Annotated in this window: 21 protein-coding genes; 16 read left to right on the forward strand and 5 right to left on the reverse strand. The window is 40.4% G+C overall.

Translation table 11 applies throughout. From position 1 onward, the window contains the following. On the reverse strand, positions 1-810 hold the full coding sequence (pabC, locus tag FTU64_RS03480; RefSeq protein WP_180040132.1) for an aminodeoxychorismate lyase: 810 nt from the start codon (positions 808-810) through the stop codon (positions 1-3). Between the two features lie 161 nt (positions 811-971). Between pabC and FTU64_RS03485 the strand changes: the two genes are divergently transcribed. The 8 genes from FTU64_RS03485 to FTU64_RS03520 all read left to right on the forward strand — a co-directional run bounded on the left by FTU64_RS03485 (position 972) and on the right by FTU64_RS03520 (position 9,031). After that, positions 972-1,979 carry a sulfate ABC transporter substrate-binding protein gene (locus FTU64_RS03485; RefSeq protein WP_180048714.1) on the forward strand — a complete coding sequence of 336 codons (1,008 nt, stop codon included), beginning with the start codon at positions 972-974 and terminating at the stop codon, positions 1,977-1,979. Positions 1,980-2,155: 176 nt separating this feature from the next. Next, positions 2,156-3,169: a sulfate ABC transporter substrate-binding protein gene (locus FTU64_RS03490; RefSeq protein ID WP_180059228.1), complete on the forward strand. Its 1,014-nt coding sequence runs from the start codon at positions 2,156-2,158 to the stop codon at positions 3,167-3,169. Between the two features lie 33 nt (positions 3,170-3,202). Next, positions 3,203-3,808 carry an alpha/beta hydrolase gene (locus FTU64_RS03495; protein ID WP_180059229.1) on the forward strand — a complete coding sequence of 202 codons (606 nt, stop codon included), beginning with the start codon at positions 3,203-3,205 and terminating at the stop codon, positions 3,806-3,808. 85 nt (positions 3,809-3,893) lie between these two features. After that, positions 3,894-4,727 (forward strand): sulfate ABC transporter permease subunit CysT, encoded by an 834-nt coding sequence (gene cysT / locus FTU64_RS03500; RefSeq protein WP_078190342.1) that lies wholly within the window; start codon positions 3,894-3,896, stop codon positions 4,725-4,727. Then, entirely contained in the window at positions 4,724-5,611 is an 888-nt protein-coding gene (gene cysW, locus FTU64_RS03505) for a sulfate ABC transporter permease subunit CysW (protein WP_168378041.1), read from the forward strand. The genes cysT and cysW overlap by 4 nt, the downstream gene beginning before the upstream one ends. Before the next feature lie 11 nt (positions 5,612-5,622). Next, on the forward strand, positions 5,623-6,684 hold the full coding sequence (locus FTU64_RS03510) for a sulfate/molybdate ABC transporter ATP-binding protein (protein ID WP_078190344.1): 1,062 nt from the start codon (positions 5,623-5,625) through the stop codon (positions 6,682-6,684). Between the two features lie 55 nt (positions 6,685-6,739). Continuing rightward, the gene (locus tag FTU64_RS03515; RefSeq protein ID WP_180059230.1) at positions 6,740-7,663 is read left to right on the forward strand and encodes a CysB family HTH-type transcriptional regulator; all 924 of its coding nucleotides are present in this window, start codon (positions 6,740-6,742) and stop codon (positions 7,661-7,663) included. Between the two features lie 153 nt (positions 7,664-7,816). Continuing rightward, a complete protein-coding gene (locus FTU64_RS03520) occupies positions 7,817-9,031 on the forward strand; it encodes an OmpP1/FadL family transporter (protein ID WP_180059231.1) in 1,215 nt (404 codons plus the stop codon). 56 nt (positions 9,032-9,087) lie between these two features. On the opposite strand, the gene carO is transcribed toward FTU64_RS03520, so the two are convergent. Further along, positions 9,088-9,792: an ornithine uptake porin CarO gene (gene carO, locus FTU64_RS03525; protein ID WP_180026882.1), complete on the reverse strand. Its 705-nt coding sequence runs from the start codon at positions 9,790-9,792 to the stop codon at positions 9,088-9,090. A 374-nt stretch (positions 9,793-10,166) separates the two neighbouring features. Between carO and dapD the strand changes: the two genes are divergently transcribed. The 5 genes from dapD to FTU64_RS03550 all read left to right on the forward strand — a co-directional run bounded on the left by dapD (position 10,167) and on the right by FTU64_RS03550 (position 13,527). After that, positions 10,167-10,988, forward strand: a complete 822-nt coding sequence (gene dapD, locus FTU64_RS03530) for a 2,3,4,5-tetrahydropyridine-2,6-dicarboxylate N-succinyltransferase (RefSeq protein WP_078190347.1) — start codon at positions 10,167-10,169, stop codon at positions 10,986-10,988. 113 nt (positions 10,989-11,101) lie between these two features. Beyond that, complete coding sequence (gene queE / locus FTU64_RS03535; RefSeq protein WP_180003270.1) at positions 11,102-11,812, forward strand: 7-carboxy-7-deazaguanine synthase QueE; 711 nt, start codon at positions 11,102-11,104, stop codon at positions 11,810-11,812. Between the two features lie 29 nt (positions 11,813-11,841). After that, the gene (gene queC / locus FTU64_RS03540; RefSeq protein ID WP_078190349.1) at positions 11,842-12,513 is read left to right on the forward strand and encodes a 7-cyano-7-deazaguanine synthase QueC; all 672 of its coding nucleotides are present in this window, start codon (positions 11,842-11,844) and stop codon (positions 12,511-12,513) included. Between the two features lie 13 nt (positions 12,514-12,526). Beyond that, entirely contained in the window at positions 12,527-12,934 is a 408-nt protein-coding gene (locus tag FTU64_RS03545; protein ID WP_078192024.1) for a hypothetical protein, read from the forward strand. Positions 12,935-13,068: 134 nt separating this feature from the next. Next, entirely contained in the window at positions 13,069-13,527 is a 459-nt protein-coding gene (locus tag FTU64_RS03550; RefSeq protein ID WP_111883962.1) for a peroxiredoxin, read from the forward strand. Between the two features lie 59 nt (positions 13,528-13,586). Here FTU64_RS03550 and FTU64_RS03555 read toward each other — a convergent pair whose 3' ends face one another. Continuing rightward, positions 13,587-14,186 (reverse strand): LysE/ArgO family amino acid transporter, encoded by a 600-nt coding sequence (locus tag FTU64_RS03555; RefSeq protein WP_180059232.1) that lies wholly within the window; start codon positions 14,184-14,186, stop codon positions 13,587-13,589. A gap of 138 nt (positions 14,187-14,324) precedes the next feature. Between FTU64_RS03555 and FTU64_RS03560 the strand changes: the two genes are divergently transcribed. Further along, the gene (locus FTU64_RS03560) at positions 14,325-15,212 is read left to right on the forward strand and encodes a LysR family transcriptional regulator ArgP (protein WP_180059233.1); all 888 of its coding nucleotides are present in this window, start codon (positions 14,325-14,327) and stop codon (positions 15,210-15,212) included. A 17-nt stretch (positions 15,213-15,229) separates the two neighbouring features. Here FTU64_RS03560 and FTU64_RS03565 read toward each other — a convergent pair whose 3' ends face one another. Further along, a complete protein-coding gene (locus FTU64_RS03565) occupies positions 15,230-15,796 on the reverse strand; it encodes a YceI family protein (protein WP_180003275.1) in 567 nt (188 codons plus the stop codon). An 86-nt stretch (positions 15,797-15,882) separates the two neighbouring features. Beyond that, complete coding sequence (locus FTU64_RS03570) at positions 15,883-16,452, reverse strand: nicotinate-nicotinamide nucleotide adenylyltransferase (protein ID WP_180059234.1); 570 nt, start codon at positions 16,450-16,452, stop codon at positions 15,883-15,885. A gap of 106 nt (positions 16,453-16,558) precedes the next feature. On the opposite strand from FTU64_RS03570, the gene FTU64_RS03575 reads away from it, so the two are divergent. Both FTU64_RS03575 and FTU64_RS03580 read left to right on the forward strand, forming a co-directional pair. Next, positions 16,559-17,359, forward strand: a complete 801-nt coding sequence (locus FTU64_RS03575) for an enoyl-CoA hydratase-related protein (RefSeq protein WP_078190356.1) — start codon at positions 16,559-16,561, stop codon at positions 17,357-17,359. A gap of 94 nt (positions 17,360-17,453) precedes the next feature. Continuing rightward, on the forward strand, positions 17,454-18,227 hold the full coding sequence (locus tag FTU64_RS03580; protein ID WP_180009959.1) for a nitroreductase family protein: 774 nt from the start codon (positions 17,454-17,456) through the stop codon (positions 18,225-18,227). The last annotated feature ends 27 nt before the right edge of the window (positions 18,228-18,254 follow it).

Here is an 18,254-nt window from a genome sequence, read left to right on the forward strand (position 1 = left end):
TTAACGAATCTGACTTAATTGAAGTGTTCGGAAAAGTTCAATACAAGCTTGAACATCTAACTCAACTCCATTCAGAGTTGATGCAATTTTCATGGGACTTAAAGCATTGCAGAAAAAAACACTCTGAAAATGCGTAATTTCATCCATATTGACGTGACGTTGAGTACATGCAATCTGATGCTGCTGCATCCGTTTTAAAATTTCTGCACGCATGACACCATGCACGCCATTATAACGAAGTTCGGGCGTAATCCATCCTTCATTTGTACGAATAAAACAATTACTGCTCACACCTTCGACAACTGTACCTTGCACATCCGTCACCAAAGCTTCCCCCCATGGGGTTTGATCCAACTCTGCTTTGAGCATGACTTGTTCTAATCGATTTAAGGACTTCAAGCCCACCAAACTTGGCATGGTTAACCCAATGGCTTGATGTAATACACCACTTTCGACATTTTCGTACTCAAAATCTGCAACAGCTTTGGGGTAATAAAACACCCAAACATCTGCTGGATGCTCAGGTAAACTATAGCCACGCTGACCGATACCACGACTCAACACGATTTTCAAAGTGCCATTGACGACATCTTGTTTACGTAACAATTTTAGAGTGTCTTCAATGAGGCTTAAATCTGCATTTAGCTTTAATCGCTCATTACTCAGTTTTAATCGTGCAATATGCAAAGCTAAAAGTTCTATTTGTCCTTGGCGAATACGTGCCGTGCTAAAACAGCCATCGCCATAGTGAAAGGCTCGATCAAGTAAATCAACTTGTTCTATTTGCTGCGCATTTTTAAAACACTGCATACATCGTCATCCCAATTACATCACTTTATTTTAAAAAATAATCGTTCAGCATATATTTCTTTTTTGTTCATATTAAATTCTTTTTTAATTATTTTTTCTGCATAAAAACTACAGATATTCTTGCCTCATCCAACAAAACATGTATAAAAATTGAGGACAACATGAATCTATCTAAATTAAAACTTGGGGTTTTGGCTGCATTCATTTCTGCCACAGCATTCAGTGCATCTGCCAAAGATTTCTTAAATGTGTCATATGATCCAACCCGTGAATTGTATGACAACTTCAATAAAGACTTTAGCGTTTACTGGAAAAAAACCACAGGCCAAGACATTAACTTTAAACAATCTCATGGTGGCTCAGGCAAACAGGCTCGTGCTGTTATTGATGGTCTAGATGCCGATGTCGTCACTTTGGCCTTGGCTGCAGATATTGATGAAATTGCTGCACGTGGTTTAGTTGCAAAAGACTGGCAAAAGAAATTTCCGCAAAACTCAACGCCCTATACATCGACCATTGTGTTCCTAGTGCATAAAGGCAACCCGAAAGGCATTAAAGACTGGGGCGATTTAATTAAACCGGGTGTCGACATTATTACCCCGAACCCAAAAACATCCGGTGGTGCGCGTTGGAACTATTTAGCTGCGTGGGCTTGGGCCAAACACCAAGCAGGTGGTAATGATACAAAAGCCCAAGAATTTGTCCGCCAAATCTATAAGCAAACCAAAGTCCTCGACTCAGGTGCTCGTGGTGCAACAACTACATTCGCTGAACGTGGTATTGGTGACGTGTTATTGGCTTGGGAAAATGAAGCACATCTGGCAGTTCGTGAACAGCCGGGTAAGTTTGAGATTGTGACCCCTTCACTTTCTATCTTGGCCGAGCCACCTGTTGCGATTGTAGAAAAAAATGCCAAGAAGGATGGCAATGAAAATTTAGCCAAAGCATATTTAAATTATCTGTACTCACCTGCAGGTCAAACCATTGCAGCACAGAACTATTATCGCCCACGTAATGCTGCGGTACTGGCAAAATATAAAAATGTTTTTAAACCTTTAAAATTAGTGACTATTGATAAAGAGTTTGGTGGTTGGAGCAAAGTACAGAAAAAACATTTTGAAAATGGTGGCGTCTTTGATCAAATCGTGAAGACCAATAATTCCAAATAATGCTTTAAATACAGAAAAGCATCTTCCTTTCGCATAAGGTCGATGCTTTTTTTTCGTAGACACACTTGTTATCTTTTTTATTCATATAAAATTCGTTTTTAATTATTTTTTATGCATAAAGATTGGCGCTATTCTTCCCCCATGTTACAGATAAAGTAAAAATTATTGAGGTTCACATGAGTATTTCCGCAAAATTAAAATTGGGTGTTCTTGCTGCCGTCATCTCGACGATTTCTTTTGGTGCAGCTGCAAAAGACTTTTTAAACGTATCTTACGACCCAACGCGTGAACTCTATGAAAGTGTGAATAAAGACTTCAGTAAATATTGGGAAAGCCGTACAGGTCAAAAAATTAATTTTAAACAATCTCACGGTGGTTCGGGCAAACAAGCACGTGCAGTCATTGATGGCTTAGATGCCGATGTGGTGACTTTAGCACTTGCAGCAGATATTGATGTGATTGCAGAAAAAGCCAAACTTTTACCTGCAGATTGGCAAAAGAAACTTCCGCAAAACTCAACGCCATATACCTCAACAATTGTGTTCTTAGTACGTAAAGGCAACCCAAAAGCAATTAAAGATTGGGGCGATCTGGTTAAACCAGGCGTAGGTATTATTACCCCAAACCCGAAAACTTCAGGCGGTGCGCGTTGGAACTATTTAGCTGCGTGGGCTTGGGCAAAACATCAAGCGGGTGGTAATGATACAACGGCTCAAGAATTCGTCCGTAAGATTTATAAAAACACCAAAGTGCTCGATTCAGGCGCACGTGGTTCGACTACGACCTTTGCTGAACGTGGTATTGATGATGTATTGCTGGCTTGGGAAAATGAAGCACATTTAGCGATTCGTGAACAACCGGGTAAATTTGAAATTGTGACCCCTTCACTTTCAATTTTAGCTGAGCCCCCTGTTGCTGTTTTAGAAAAAAACGCAGAGAAAAAAGGTAATCTTTATTTAGCCAAAGGTTATTTAAACTTCCTTTATTCACCACGTGGTCAGCAAATCGCGGCTCAAAATTTTTACCGTCCACGTAACGCTACAACACTTGCACAATACGCGTCAGTCTTTAAGCCACTTAAACTCGTAACCATTGATAAAGAATTTGGTGGTTGGGATAAAGTCCAAAAAGCACACTTTGAAAATGGCGGCGTGTTTGACCAAATCGTTAAAGCCAACAACGGAAAATAAGACCAGTCATTGACTGAATCAGGAGAACTTGACATGACACATACAGTAATTGTCCCAGGAGTAGGCGGTAGTGAACACGCGCATTGGCAATCTTGGTTACAACGTCAGCTCATGTCTAGCTCTCGTGTTCAGCAAAAAGATTGGAATCATCCTGTACTAAAAGACTGGATTAAACAATTCGTTCAAACCTTACGACCATTACAGGGTGAAATTCAAATTGTGGCGCATAGCTTTGGTTGTTTAACCACGGTGGCAGCATTGGCCTTGCATCCAGAACTCAATAAAAAAATCAAAAATTTAGTTTTGGTTGCGCCAGCCAATCCAGCTCGCTTTGGAGAAAACGGCTTTGCACGCGACAGTACAACGGATTACAAAGCATTTTTTCATCAGCTAAGTATTCGTGTGCCAACAACGATGTTGATTAGTGAAAATGATCCTTGGCTTAGCTTTGAAGATGCAAAACAACTTGCAGATGCTTGGAAGCTCTACCCTGTAAATATGGGCGCTGTGGGTCACATTAATGTTGCATCAGGTTTTGGACCATTTCCTGAAATTTTCAATTACTTAATTTCAGAAAACCACATGAAACATATCAGCTTTACTGATGAAAACAAGTATTTATTTCAATTTGCTTTTTAACTACTGAGCATTAAGCTTGTCGCAAAATCATTTATTCAATTTTGCTGACCTTTTAAGTCAGCTTTTCTCATTTTGAGGAGTCATCATGTCGCAGCGATCCCGAGTGCTGCCAGGATTTGGTCTTTCTCTAGGCTTTACCCTAGCGTATTTATCCTTAATTGTGCTCATTCCCCTTTCGGCCGTATTTATTAAATCTTTAGGTATCGGTTGGGATGGACTATGGGAAATTTTAAGCTCAGAACGTATTTTAAAATCGTTACAACTGAGTTTTAGTGCCGCCATTATTGCTGCGTTAGTCAATGTGGTTTTTGGTTTGCTCTTAGCATGGTGTTTGGTTCGTTATACCTTCCCGGGTAAACGTATTGTCGATGCTTTGGTTGATTTACCTTTTGCATTGCCAACTGCCGTTGCTGGTATTGCACTGACTTCGTTATATGCACCGACTGGTTGGATCGGTCAGTACCTTGAACCCATTGGCATTAAAGTCGCATATACCCCGATCGGTATTACCTTGGCCCTCATCTTTATTGGTATTCCTTTTGTGGTTCGTACTGTACAGCCTGTACTGAGCGACCTAGAAACTGAACTTGAAGAAGCAGCTTCAGCATTGGGTGCAAATCGCTTTCAGATCGTGACCAAAGTGATCTTACCTATTCTATTTCCTGCGCTGTTAACAGGTTTTGCTTTGGCCTTTGCACGCGGTGTGGGTGAGTATGGATCGGTGATTTTTATCGCAGGTAACCAACCCTTCAAAACTGAAATTGCCCCATTGATGATCATCTCTCGCCTTGAGGAATACGATTATGCAGGCGCGACCACGATTGCAGTCGTGATGCTGGTGATTTCTTTTGCCATTTTATTCTTAATTAACTTGGTTCAAGCATGGGCAAGCCGCCGTACAGGGAGAACTGCACGATGAATACGAATAGTAATGCGCTTGCGGAAAAATTACAGTCGCGTGATGCTACGCGTGAACCAACATGGGTACGCTATACACTGATAGTGATTGCATTGATTTTCTTTGCGAGCTGCCTGATTTTGCCCTTGGTTTTGGTTTTCGTTGAAGCCTTTAAACAAGGTGTTGGCGTTTACTTCCAAGCACTGGTTCATCCAGACACATTATCAGCAGTGAAACTGACCTTACTGACCGCTGTGATTGCCGTACCGCTAAACGTAGTGTTTGGTGTAGCTGCGGCATGGTGTGTTGCCAAGTTTAATTTCCGTGGTAAATCTATTTTAACCACGATTATTGATATGCCATTTTCAGTCTCTCCAGTTATTGCTGGCTTAATGTTGGTATTGATTTTTGGTACTCAAGGTTGGTTAGGCGGCTGGCTGATGGATAACGACATCAAAATTTTATATGCCGTTCCAGCCATTGTCCTTGCTACTGTGTTTATTACCGTTCCTTTTGTGGCACGTGAGTTGATTCCATTAATGGAAGCTCAAGGGACAGAGGAAGAAGAAGCGGCAATCGTCTTGGGTGCTTCAGGTTGGCAGACATTCTGGAAAGTGACACTTCCAAATATCAAATGGGGCTTAATCTACGGCGTGATTCTATGTAATGCACGTGCAATGGGTGAGTTTGGTGCTGTTTCTGTGGTTTCAGGTCACATTCGTGGCGAAACCAACACCTTACCGCTACACGTAGAAATCCTTTATAACGAATATACCTTTAGTGCTGCTTTTGCTGTGTCTTCACTATTAGCGCTCTTGGCGATTGTCACCCTGATTTTAAAAACATGGGTTGAACTACGTCAGGAACGACAAGACAAGCGTAAAGAAGATTCACAAGTTTCTTAAGGAATGACCTCATGAGTATTCAAGTAAAAAATATTGAAAAACACTTTGGTGCATTCCATGCACTTAAAAATATCTCTTTAGATTTCCCAGATGGTCAGCTCGTTGCGCTGCTTGGCCCATCAGGCTGTGGTAAAACCACCCTGCTCCGTATCATTGCTGGTCTTGAATCTGCCGATGGCGGCCAAGTGATTTTAGAAGGTGAAGATGCCACTAAAGTTCATGTCCGTGAACGCGAAGTTGGTTTTGTATTCCAGCATTATGCACTGTTCCGCCACATGACCGTATTTGACAACATTGCTTTTGGTTTACGCGTACGCCCACGTGCAACACGTCCATCAGAAGCGGAAATCAAAAAACGGGTTACTCGTTTGCTTGATCTTGTTCAACTTGGTTTCTTGGCTGACCGTTACCCTGCACAACTTTCAGGTGGTCAACGCCAACGTATTGCCCTAGCACGTGCATTAGCGGTTGAACCGCGTGTGTTATTACTGGATGAGCCTTTTGGTGCATTGGATGCCAAAGTTCGTAAAGAATTACGCCGCTGGTTACGTACCTTGCATGACGAACTCCACATCACCTCTATTTTCGTGACCCATGACCAAGAAGAAGCGCTTGAAGTGGCCGATCAAATCATTGTGATGAATAAAGGCAACGTAGAACAGATTGGCTCGCCACGTGAAGTTTATGAAAAACCTGCAACACCGTTTGTATTTGACTTTTTAGGTCAAGCCAACCGTTTTGAAGGTCAAAATAGCAATGGCCTTATTCAAATTGGTGAAGACCGAATTTTGTTGCCACAAAATGCCAATGCACCGCAAGGCAATGTCATTGCCTTCGCTCGTCCGGATGAACTGCGTATTCATGCACAGCCGCAAGAAAATGCCATCCAAGCGACTTTTGTACGTGAGCTTTGGATTGCAGGTAAAGTCATTGCTGAACTGCATGACCGCCAAGGCAATCTGATCGAAATTTCATTAACGGCTGATGAAGCGAAAGCGCATCAATTCCGCCCAAATCAAACGGTATGGTTAAGTGCAACAAACTTGCATTTATTTGAAAACCAAGTTGCATAAAACAAAAAGTTGGGGCCGTCACAAGCCCCACTTGCTTTTAAGGTAAAATAAAATTATGAATTTCCAACAATTAAGAATTATTCGAGAAACAGTACGTCAGAATTTTAATTTAACAGAAGCATCTGCTGCACTTTACACTTCGCAGTCAGGCGTGAGTAAACACATCAAAGATCTAGAAGATGAACTTGGTGTACAGCTGTTCATCCGTAAAGGTAAACGTTTACTCGGTTTAACCGAACCAGGCCAGTCATTATTGGGTATCGTTGAACGCATGCTTGTAGATGCAGACAATATTAAACGTCTAGCAGATGACTTTAACAAAGTGGATGAAGGGACATTAACGATTGCGACTACACATACGCAAGCGCGTTATGTCTTGCCGCCGATTGTGAACCAATTTAAAAAAGAATTTCCAAAAGTTCATCTAATTTTGCAACAAGCAAGCCCTGTTGAAATTACAGAAATGCTCCTTCAAGGTGAAGCGGATATTGGGATCGCAACCGAATCATTAACCAATGAAGATAACCTGGCAAGCGTGCCTTACTACAACTGGCAACACAGCATCATTACGCCTAAAGAGCACCCACTGACCCAAAAATCAAATATCTCCATTGAAGATTTATCGAACTATCCAATTATTACCTATCACGGTGGTTTTACAGGTCGTTCAAAAATTGATAAAGCCTTTGAAGATTCAGGCTTTGATGTTGATATCGTGATGTCCGCACTTGATGCAGACGTTATTAAAACCTATGTTGAACTTAATATGGGCGTGGGTATTGTCAACGATGTGGCATATGACCCAGAACGAGATTACCGTTTAAAACAAATTCCTACCGATATTTTTGGTGTTAATACCACTTGGATTGCTGTTCGCAAAGGACATTTACTACGCGGTTATGGCTATGAGTTTATTTCTTTATGTTCACCAGATGCTGACATCAAAGCGTTGAAAAAAGTCGCTTACCCAGAAGACTGATAGACCAATTAATGAATTAAAGAGGACACCTGCTGTCCTCTTTTTTTGGTAAACACATATTTTATCTAAGTTTTCTTGGCTTTATTTTTAATTGTGATTAAAATACATCCAACACAATAAAAATTAAAACCTTATTACTTCCGACCCATATTTATGAAAAATCAATTCGTCGCAGTGGCAGTCGGTATCGTCTGTCCCATACAAATCATGTATGCAGCAGGGATAGAAAACTCAGATCAATCGATCTCGGCCTTTCTTGAACCCGGAAATTATACTGAAGTCAGTTTCGCTTACGTCGATGCTCAAGTGGACGGCAAAGTTCAAAACCAAGGTTTAATCAGTGAGTTGGGCATCACTGATTTTTCTACAGGGAATCTCGCCCATCAACAATTTTCTGGGAAATTTGCACTTAAAATTCAACCGCATGAAAATATTTCTGCGGGGGTGATTTATGAACAACCCTTTCATACCGATATCAGTTATCAATATAGTCCACGCTTACCCGATGGCTCAAATATCGATATTGAAAGCGCCGATATTAACTTTAGAACGCATAACTTAACTGGGCTGGTAGGCTATCAACCTAATAAAAATTGGAATATTTATAGCGGTTTAAGCCTACAAACATTTAAGGGTGATTTAAAAATATCTGGGCAACAATATGCAGCTCTCAATGGATACCATGCCGACTTTAAACAAGATGAAGCGCTCGGATGGCTGCTCGGTTTCAGTTATCAAATCCCTGAATACGCTATTAAAACCAGCCTAACCTATCGTTCAAAAATCAAACATGACACCAAGACCTCTGAATCGACTTTGTATTCAAATGGTCCTTTTCAGTTAGTCCCTGACATCCATACATCCATTCAAACGCCACAAAGCGTCAATTTTGAATTTCAAACAGCTGTTAGCTCACATAATGTTGTATATGGCACAATTCGTTGGATTAATTGGAAAGATTTTAGCATTCAACCACCGCAGTTTAATGCTGTACTTCAATATGCAGCACTCGATCCGCAATACCGTGATTTAGCTGATATCCAATTGGTGGAATATCAGAAAGATCAATGGTCAGGAAAATTGGGGATTGCACATCAATTTAATCCGAGTTGGCTCGCTGCTGCAGAATTTATTTGGGATAACGGGACAGGAAATGCGGCGTCTACCTTAAACCCAAGTGATGGCTATCGAGGTTTAGGTTTAGGTATGATGCATAAATTTAACCCGAACAATTTTCTAGCAACTGGCTTGTATTATTTGAAACTCTCAAAACCATCGAATACTGAAACATCTCATATTTCAGGTCTTGCAAGTGTCTCAGACAATGATGCCATGATCTATGGTCTGAAATTTGGTCACAGATTTTAAACGCTTTCTAATAAAAAAAAACGAGCCGAAGCTCGTTTTTTTATTTCAGTAATAACTTACCAATGGTAGCTCACACCTACTTTACCTACTGGAAGCCATTCGTATTTGTCATCTTGCTCAACGTTACGTTCATGATCAGCAAGAATTGCAGGGTCATCACCTACACCTGTCAATTTAGCCGATGGATTACCAGTGTAATAAGCACCTACTTCACCGAATACGCCCCAGTTTTTATTCAATTTTGGCGCAAAACCTAAACCTAGGTATGGAGCGATATCATTATCATAAGACACTGTACCGTTTACTCGTGTAAAGTTTGTCTCTTCACCATCAATTTTAATTGGTGTATCACCTTTACGACGCTTATCTAACGTATATTCAGTGTCGATATAACCTACACCCGCAGCAACATAAAGACCTTGAGCCCATGGATTAGCACTTGCACCCCAAGGACGAACTTCTGCATTTAAGTAACCAACTTTGTTATCCATATCCATGTCGTATTTTACGCCATCGACAGATAAGTCATCAGACCATGAAATATCACCACCGTTATAACCTAATGCAAGGCCAACGTATGGGTTCGCAGTCCAAAGTAACGCACCACCATAACCAGTCGTACCCACTTCTAGACGAGCGCCAGTTGGGATAAGTTGGTTTTGATCAAATGCATAGCCATCATGAACTACAGAGGTATCTGCCATTGCAGTACCTGCAGCAGTAAGTAGAGCAGCTACTGTTAATAAACGTAATGATTTCATGTGTTTCTCCTCAAAATAAACTGTTATTCAGATTTTACAGACTTGTTATATGGCACATGTTAAAAGGAAACACAGCTCAACATTTATGCAAATTTACTGATTTTTTGTTAACTTTTGATACATTTAGATTTTAATATTGATTAATAAAGAGTTTTTGTTTCATTTTTTTAAATATAATAATGATGTTAAGGAACAATTCTGTATATTTTGCGTATTTTTTATACATACCTTATGAAAATGCTAAATTCATCACTCTTAATTTCTTGGTTTTAGTGCTTGCTTAATAATTAATTCCGATCCTAGGCCGATTTACCATCTATTTTTAACTCGATTTAGTGTAAAATCTTGGAAAATTTTTTTCTGGATGGAAGAACATGTCTCAGCTTTCAACAATCATTGAACAAGCGTTTGAAGACCGTGCTAATTTCACTGCAGCTGACTGTCCTGCTGAAGTACGTGCAGCAGTAGAAGAAGTGATCGCTGGCCTAGATAACGGTACATTACGTGTTGCTGAAAAAATTGATGGTGAATGGATTGTTCATCAATGGGTGAAAAAAGCCGTTTTGCTTTCATTCAAATTGAACGACAACAAACCAATGGAAGCTTGTGACTTACGCTTCTATGACAAAGTTGACACTAAGTTCTCTGACTGGACTGAAGAACAATTTAAAGCTGCTGGTGTACGTGTAGTACCACCTGCTGTAGCACGTAAAGGTTCTTTCCAAGCAAAAAATGTTGTATTGATGCCTTCATATGTCAATATTGGTGCATATGTTGACGAAGGTACGATGGTTGATACATGGGCAACTGTTGGTTCATGTGCTCAAATTGGTAAAAACGTACATTTGTCTGGTGGCGTTGGTATTGGTGGCGTTCTTGAACCACTTCAAGCGAACCCAACAATCATTGAAGACAACTGCTTTATCGGCGCACGTTCTGAAATCGTTGAAGGTGTGATCGTAGAAGAAGGTTCTGTGATTTCAATGGGCGTATTCATTGGTCAATCGACTAAGATTTATGACCGTGAAACTGGCGAAATCCATTACGGCCGTGTTCCTGCGGGTTCTGTTGTAGTTTCTGGTAGCTTGCCGTCTAAATGCGGTAAATACAGCCTCTACGCTGCAGTAATCGTGAAAAAAGTTGATGCGAAAACTCGTGCGAAAACAAGCTTGAACGAATTATTACGCGAAGACTAAGTCTTTATTTCAGCGGAGCATTCGTGTTCCGTGGAGCCTCTATCGCTCCTCGTCTCTACGGTTAGCAATGATCGTAGAGATTTTTTGTTTTTTTATATCTGGTTAATTTTGTTATGAGTACCCTTCGATCTTCCGCTATTCCTGTTTCTGATCCGTCTGCGGGTTTACGTATTACGGAGATTTTTTATTCATTGCAAGGTGAAGCCAATACCGCAGGTTTGCCTACGGTCTTTATCCGTTTAACTGGCTGTCCGTTACGTTGCACTTATTGTGATACAACCTATTCGTTTGAAGGCGGTGAACGCCAATCATTAGAAGAAATTATTCAAACTACTTTAGATTTTAAAACCCCTTATATTTGCGTGACAGGTGGTGAGCCGCTTGCTCAACCGAACGCCCTTCCCCTCATGACTCGTCTGGCCGATTTAGGCTGCGAAGTCTCTTTAGAAACCAGCGGTGCTTTAGATGTGTCTAAAGTTGACCCACGTGTTTCAAAGGTTATGGATTTAAAAACCCCGACATCGGGTGAAGTTGCACGCAACTTGCTTAGCAACTTCGACCATTTAACAGCGCATGATCAAATCAAATTTGTGATTTGTAATCGTGAAGACTATGAATGGTCAAAACAGCAAGTTGAGCGCTATAAGCTAAACGAAAAAGTCAACACCATTTGGTTCTCTCCGGCCTTTGCCGTTGAAAAAGGCGCTGTTCGTTTACCTCAGCTTGCACGTGATTTAGCACAATGGATTTTAGAAGACCATCTCCCTGTTCGCTTCCAATTGCAATTACATAAATTGCTTTGGAACGATGAAACTGGTCGTTAAGTTTTAAAGAATTATTTGGAGTAATGCATATGCGCCCTCGTGCCATAGTTTTATTGTCTGGCGGCTTAGACTCAACCACTTGTTTAGCTTGGGCTCAAGCGCGTTATGAATGTATCGCCTTGAGTTTTATGTATGGTCAACGTTCTACGACAGAACTAGATGCTGCTCGTGAGTTAACTAAGCAGGCTGGTGTAGAACATCGTGTCATTAATATCGATTTAGGTAACTTAGGTGGCTCTGCTTTAACTGACCATAGCATTGAAGTTCCTGATCATGAACAAGCCGGTATTCCTGTAACTTATGTACCAGCGCGTAACACGATTTTCTTGTCATATGCTTTAGCTGCGGCGGAAGTTTTTGGTGCAGAAGCAATTGTCATTGGTATTAATGCAGTTGATTACTCAGGCTATCCAGACTGTCGTCCAGAGTTTATCGAAGCATTTGCCAACATGGCTCGCCTTGCAACAAAGGTTGGCGTTGAAGGAAAACCACTTAAATTTGAAACACCTCTGTTACATTTATCCAAAGCAAATATCATTCGCTTAGGTATAGAACATGGCGTAGACTACAGTCAAACGGTGTCTTGCTATCAAGCAGATGACCAAGGTCGTGCTTGCGGTAAATGCGATAGCTGCCGTCTTCGTAAACAAGGTTTCGTTGACGCAGGTGTTGAAGATCCGACACGTTACATACCGAAATAACAAGGTAGGGTTTATGAAAAATTTAAAATCAAACATTATTCTTTCTGCTGCTTTCTCTGCAGCTGCATTGTTTGCTTCAGTTGCACACGCTGACAACGACAAGCTTCAACAAGCATATAAGAGCACTAACGTAAAATCTTCGTTAATTAATGTTTGTAAAGAAGAAACTGGCAAAGGTAAAAAACTAACTGCCGCTGAAGTTAGCAAATACTGTACTTGTGCTGTTGAAGCAGATGGTCGTTTAACCAATGCTCAAAAATGGGAAATCCAAAGCACAATCAACCAGAAGAAAAGCCCTGCAACACTCGCTTTTGTTCAAAAACAAAATAAAGACCTTCAAGCATGTTTCGGTCCTCAGTTAACAGGTAAATTAAAAAATTTAACTGAAGAAGCAATGAAATCTGCTCAAGCGAAAAAATAATTTTCGTTTTAAAAAAGCCTGCAAATGCAGGCTTTTTTATTGCTTTAAGTTCAAAGTAAATTCTGTATGATGGTCATATTTCACATACTTTGTTTAAGCCCCTTTAGGGATAAGACACGAAAAAGGAAATCTTCATGACTGAAATTAGCTTACCAAATCAAACCTTTCCAACTACCTCAGGTGAAGTTAACCTTGCGGAACTTAACAATGACTGGCTGATTGTTTACTTCTACCCTAAAGATTCAACACCGGGATGCACAACGCAAGCTATAGGGTTTTCATGCTTAAAAGATCAGTTTGATGCGCTTAATACCCCAATCTACGGCATTTCTCGTGACTCGGTTAAAGCCCATCAAAACTTCACTGAAAAGCAAAATCTAAGCATTGATTTAATCAGTGATAAAGAAGAAGTGCTATGTCAGCATTTTGACGTGATTAAAGAAAAAAATATGTATGGCAAAAAGGTTATGGGCATCGAACGTTCAACCTTTATTTTCCATCATGGCAAGCTGGTAAAAGAATATCGCAAGGTCAAAGCTGCAGGCCATGCAGAACAAGTCTTAGAAGATTTAAAAGCACTACAAGCAGCATAACAGTAATGATTTGAGCCTGCTCCTATAGGAATGGGCTCAAATTTAATGAGGTCATCTAACTAGAGCAATAATGAAATTGCAATTCCGCACATCACAACGCCAATAATAAAGTCTAAAATTTTCCATGCCTTTGCACTCTGGAAGAGCGGTAATAAATAGCGCGCACCAAATCCGAGGACAAAGAAAAATACCCATGAAGCTGTAATTGCCCCAACCGCAAAATATACAGCAGTCGACTCAAACTTCGTTGAAATAGACCCAATCAGCACAACCGTATCGAGATATACATGTGGATTTAACCACGTTAAAGCCAAGCAAATCAGCACCAACTTCAATAGTTTGGTTTCATTCTTCTCACTGGGCGCTAAACTGCTCGAAGTTTTAAAGGCTTGCAGAAAATGCTGTGCCCCATAAACTGCTAAAAACGTTGCGCCCAAATATTTCGCAACACTCACAATTTCCGGATGACTTTCAACCAATTGGGAGAATCCGAGCACCCCCAATAAGATGAGTATCGAATCAGAAGCAGCACAAATAGCGCAGAGCCAAAAGACATACTGCTTTTTTAACCCTTGCTTAAGAATAAACGCATTTTGCGCACCAATCGCGATAATTAGGCTAAATCCAATTGCGAGCCCTTGCATATAACTGTGCAACATTTTTAACTACACTTTCAAAGCTTTAAATGAATCTTGCTATTATCTAAGCTTATTGCTAAAAATAAGTATTTATAAATAAATATCAATATAACTAAGTTTTTCTTAGTTTATGTAATTTCTAATACTCGTAGGTGACTCATGTTACAAAGCAAACATAGTGAAGCATTTCTTGCGGTTGCAGAAACAGGAAGCTTTGAACAAGCGGCACTGCGTTTAAATATTACGGCATCTGCGGTCACGCTCAGGCTACAAACCTTAGAAAAGAAATTAGGTCATGTGCTCATTGTGCGTGAACGGCCCTGCCGCCCAACACTCGCAGGCCAATCTTTATTGCATTATTTACAACACAGCAAATTACTAGAACATAATTTTCTGCAAAATCTAACAGGACAAACGGCGAATGCTTTCTATCAAGTCAATATTGCAACCAATGCTGACTCACTTGCGACATGGCTGCTTCCGCTACTCAAAGATCTCTTAATTGAAGAAAAAATCGTGATTCATTTTCAGGTCGATGATCAGTCACAAACACATCATTTATTAGAAGCAGGACTGGTCAATGCCTGTGTTACAACAGAATCAGAAGCCATGAAAGGCTGCGTTGCAGAATATCTGGGTGAAATGCATTATCGCTTTGTAGCAACCCCTGATTTTATCCAAAGATGGTTCGGTCAAGGTGTGACGCGAAATGCGTTAAAGGCTGCGCCTGCACTGATTTTTAATGAGAAAGATGACCTGCATACGCAATCGATTCAGAAAAATTTCGGACTCAATCCTTCACAATATCCACATCATTTCATTCCCTCTTCAACGGCATTTTTTGATGCCATTACGATGGGCTTGGGCTATGGATGGTTACCCGACTATCAAAGCAAAGACTTATTGGCAGAGGGAAAATTGATAGAGCTTTCAACAGAACTCAGTATTGATTTAGCCTTGTATTGGCATCACTGGAACCAACAATCTGTTCAATTACAAAAATTGACTGCTGTTGTGCTGCAACATGCCAAAGATCATATGTGTTAAACCCTGTAAGACTGCGGTTATTCAAGCCGCCATTGGCCTTTGAGCTGTATCAATACTTGCTCACCAACACCACCCAGTGCTTTACGCATACCAAAATCACTACGCTTAATGGTTGCTAAAGATTGAACATCCAACACTTTTGGATTTTGCGGATTTGGGGTGAGTGTGGTATCGAAGATCACAGGTTTAGTGATACCACGAATGGTGAGATCCCCTCGAATCATATACTTCGCATATGCCACTGGTTCGATTTGTTTACTGACAAACTTCACTTGCTTAAATTCAGCGGCATCAAAATATTCACTTCCCAAGATTAATCCCTTTAAGCTTGGGTTACTAAAACTAATGCTATCTACATCTAACAGTAAATGCGCTGAACCTTTATGTGGAATTTCAGGATCAAACTTAAGGTTCGACTGAACCTTATTAAAGCGCCCTTCTACAATAGACAGCCCCACAGATTTAATGCCAAAAGTGACCTGACTATTAGGCGTTAGCGTCCACTCAGCAGCATGTAGGGGCAATACGCAGCATAAAGCGAAGGCTCCCATATATTTTGCTAAGGTTCCGTGACGCAAATTCATGTTTTTCTCCTGAATAAAACACAACCTAAAATCACTACAATGTTTATTTTTTGCTCCATTGTAGTGCTAGAAATTTTAGCGTTTTTTTATAGCAGATTTGTTTTATCCTGAGTCATAAATTTGTGTTGAAGTTGTTTATAAATGTCTGTCTGTTGAAATTTTTGCAAAAATTCGACGGTACCTTGAGGAAAAGCATTATGCTGAATTTCACCACGATAATACGCTTCACGTACCGGTGTCGCTGAAATGGCTCCTTCTAGACTATCCAACTCAACCATTTCCCATTCGGGGAAGAATTTTAAATAATAAGAAGAATCATCTTTAAAATGCCCGATCAAACCGACTTTTGCATTCGTTTCAACCACGTCACTTACTAAAGATTTGACTAACTTTTGCCATTTTTCATCGTTATATACATCAATCACATGCACAAACTTAATTCGCTTCTGATCTTGCTCTGAAAAATTCGACAGGATCATCTGCTCACGTTCTGACGCTAAAAATGGATTTTTGATATTACGTTCATTTTGCGCCGAACCCAGTGCTAAAAGCACATATTGACTTTGTTGCAAGGCAATTTTAATGGTTTGCAAATGCGCTAAATGGAACGGCTGAAAACGCCCAATGAAAACCAAATAATCAAATGTATATTTCATATCAAATCAAACTTTTTATGAACTGAGCAGTTGTGCCACAGGCTGAAATATGCGACATAATGTTGAGCATAAAATCAAAACGAAACTTTTACGCAAGGATAGTACGATGACACTGAGCTGTATTCAACAACCCCATGAACATTTGAATGCGAATTTGGACAATGGCGTACTGACCTTAGCCATTAACCGACCTCAGGCGAAGAACGCGCTGTATACAGAATTATATCTGTGGATTGCAAAAGCATTAGATGAAGCTGATCAGGATACTTCAGTGCGTGTAATTGTACTCCGTGGTCAAGATGCGGACTTCAGTGCGGGCAATGACATGCAAGATTTTATGAAATCTGCTGCTCAAAAAGGACAAGCTCCAGCTTCAGAAGGCGCACCGTTCATTTTATTAAAATCTGCTGCTCAATTTTCTAAGCCGCTGATTGCTGCGGTTCGCGGTGTTGCCATTGGGATTGGTGTTACGATTCTGCTTCATTGCGATCTAGTCTACAGCGACAATACTGCGCTATTCCAAATTCCGTTTGTGAGCCTTGGTCTATCGCCTGAAGGTGCATCGAGCAAGCTATTGGTTCAACAAGCCGGCTACCATAAAGCGGCGGAATTACTGTTAACTGCTCAGAAGTTTGATAGTGCGACAGCGCTTTCAGCAAATTTGGTCAATAGCATTGAAGAAGATGCTTATGCGACAGCTGCGAAAAAAGCAGCACAGTTATCTGCACTTCCACTAGCGTCTTTGGTTCAATCAAAAGCATTAATGAAACATAATGTAGATGAAATCGTGGCATGGATTGACCATGAAGCTGAGATTTTCATGGATCGAGTAGGCTCTCCAGAAATGATGGAAGCTGTTGCCGCCTTTATGCAAAAACGTAAACCTGACTTCTCTCAGTTCAATTAATTTGTAATGGAACTAAAAAACCACTCATATTTGGGTGGTTTTTTTCATCTCAGCCCCAATCTATTTTCTAAATTAAAAAACTGGATGTTTCCACATGACTGCAGTATCACAAACTGAAACTAAACCTGAAAAGAAACGCTACTACGAACCTGCACCTGAAGGCATCGATATCGAAAATTTTAAAAAAGTTGTACAAAGCCGTCGTTCTGTACGTAAGTTTACCGACAAGGCCATTCCAAACGATGTTTTAGATGAATGCTTAGACCTTGCCCTGCTTGCGCCAAATTCATCAAATTTACAGCCTTGGACATTCTATGTCGTTCAGAACCCTGCAAAGAAAAAACAGTTGGTGAAAGCTTGCTTAGGGCAACTTGCGGCAAAAACTGCTGCTGAATTGATTGTCTGTGTCGCGCGTACCGACCGTGTAGATGAAATGGCTAAACGTAATATTTCGGAATTTCCATTTCCTGAAGCACCTGCAGCTGTGCAAAAGTATTACAAGTTTATTCCCTATAACTATAAAACAGGTTACTTCAACGCACTAGGTAACTTTAAGAAAGTAGCTTTCAAAGTTGCACGTACACTGGATAAACAATTGCCTGTAACAGCATTTAATGAAGCAGATGCGAAACTTTGGGCGAGCAAAACTACAGCATTGGCTTGTGAAAACTTAGTTTTGGCATTACGTGCCTATGGTTTTGACAGTTGTATGATGGAAGGTTTTGATGAACCTTTGGTGAAGAAGATTTTAGGATTAAATGCTCAGCAATACCCAGTGATGGTGATTGGTGCAGGTGAACGTGCTAAAGATGGTGTGTTCTTCCCGCAGTATCGTTTTGACCGTGAGCTGTTTATTCAAAAGATATAATTTGCTTTCAAAAGAATAGTCACAACC

The organism is Acinetobacter sp. YH12128, from assembly GCF_013418655.1.
Taxonomy (GTDB): Bacteria; Pseudomonadota; Gammaproteobacteria; order Pseudomonadales; family Moraxellaceae; genus Acinetobacter; species Acinetobacter amyesii.

Bases quoted from the DNA above. Each gene is read 5' to 3' on its own strand.
- FTU64_RS03565 (WP_180003275.1), bottom strand. From the start codon at position 15,796: ATGAATTTGCGTCACGGAACCTTAGCAAAATATATGGGAGCCTTCGCT.
- FTU64_RS03570 (WP_180059234.1), bottom strand. From the start codon at position 16,452: ATGAAATATACATTTGATTATTTGGTTTTCATTGGGCGTTTTCAGCCG.
- dapD (WP_078190347.1), top strand. From the start codon at position 10,167: ATGTCTCAGCTTTCAACAATCATTGAACAAGCGTTTGAAGACCGTGCT.
- carO (WP_180026882.1), bottom strand. From the start codon at position 9,792: ATGAAATCATTACGTTTATTAACAGTAGCTGCTCTACTTACTGCTGCA.
- FTU64_RS03555 (WP_180059232.1), bottom strand. From the start codon at position 14,186: ATGTTGCACAGTTATATGCAAGGGCTCGCAATTGGATTTAGCCTAATT.
- FTU64_RS03520 (WP_180059231.1), top strand. From the start codon at position 7,817: ATGAAAAATCAATTCGTCGCAGTGGCAGTCGGTATCGTCTGTCCCATA.
- pabC (WP_180040132.1), bottom strand. From the start codon at position 810: ATGCAGTGTTTTAAAAATGCGCAGCAAATAGAACAAGTTGATTTACTT.
- FTU64_RS03485 (WP_180048714.1), top strand. From the start codon at position 972: ATGAATCTATCTAAATTAAAACTTGGGGTTTTGGCTGCATTCATTTCT.
- FTU64_RS03550 (WP_111883962.1), top strand. From the start codon at position 13,069: ATGACTGAAATTAGCTTACCAAATCAAACCTTTCCAACTACCTCAGGT.
- FTU64_RS03490 (WP_180059228.1), top strand. From the start codon at position 2,156: ATGAGTATTTCCGCAAAATTAAAATTGGGTGTTCTTGCTGCCGTCATC.
- FTU64_RS03580 (WP_180009959.1), top strand. From the start codon at position 17,454: ATGACTGCAGTATCACAAACTGAAACTAAACCTGAAAAGAAACGCTAC.
- FTU64_RS03515 (WP_180059230.1), top strand. From the start codon at position 6,740: ATGAATTTCCAACAATTAAGAATTATTCGAGAAACAGTACGTCAGAAT.
- queC (WP_078190349.1), top strand. From the start codon at position 11,842: ATGCGCCCTCGTGCCATAGTTTTATTGTCTGGCGGCTTAGACTCAACC.
- FTU64_RS03545 (WP_078192024.1), top strand. From the start codon at position 12,527: ATGAAAAATTTAAAATCAAACATTATTCTTTCTGCTGCTTTCTCTGCA.
- FTU64_RS03510 (WP_078190344.1), top strand. From the start codon at position 5,623: ATGAGTATTCAAGTAAAAAATATTGAAAAACACTTTGGTGCATTCCAT.
- FTU64_RS03575 (WP_078190356.1), top strand. From the start codon at position 16,559: ATGACACTGAGCTGTATTCAACAACCCCATGAACATTTGAATGCGAAT.
- FTU64_RS03560 (WP_180059233.1), top strand. From the start codon at position 14,325: ATGTTACAAAGCAAACATAGTGAAGCATTTCTTGCGGTTGCAGAAACA.
- cysT (WP_078190342.1), top strand. From the start codon at position 3,894: ATGTCGCAGCGATCCCGAGTGCTGCCAGGATTTGGTCTTTCTCTAGGC.
- queE (WP_180003270.1), top strand. From the start codon at position 11,102: ATGAGTACCCTTCGATCTTCCGCTATTCCTGTTTCTGATCCGTCTGCG.
- cysW (WP_168378041.1), top strand. From the start codon at position 4,724: ATGAATACGAATAGTAATGCGCTTGCGGAAAAATTACAGTCGCGTGAT.
- FTU64_RS03495 (WP_180059229.1), top strand. From the start codon at position 3,203: ATGACACATACAGTAATTGTCCCAGGAGTAGGCGGTAGTGAACACGCG.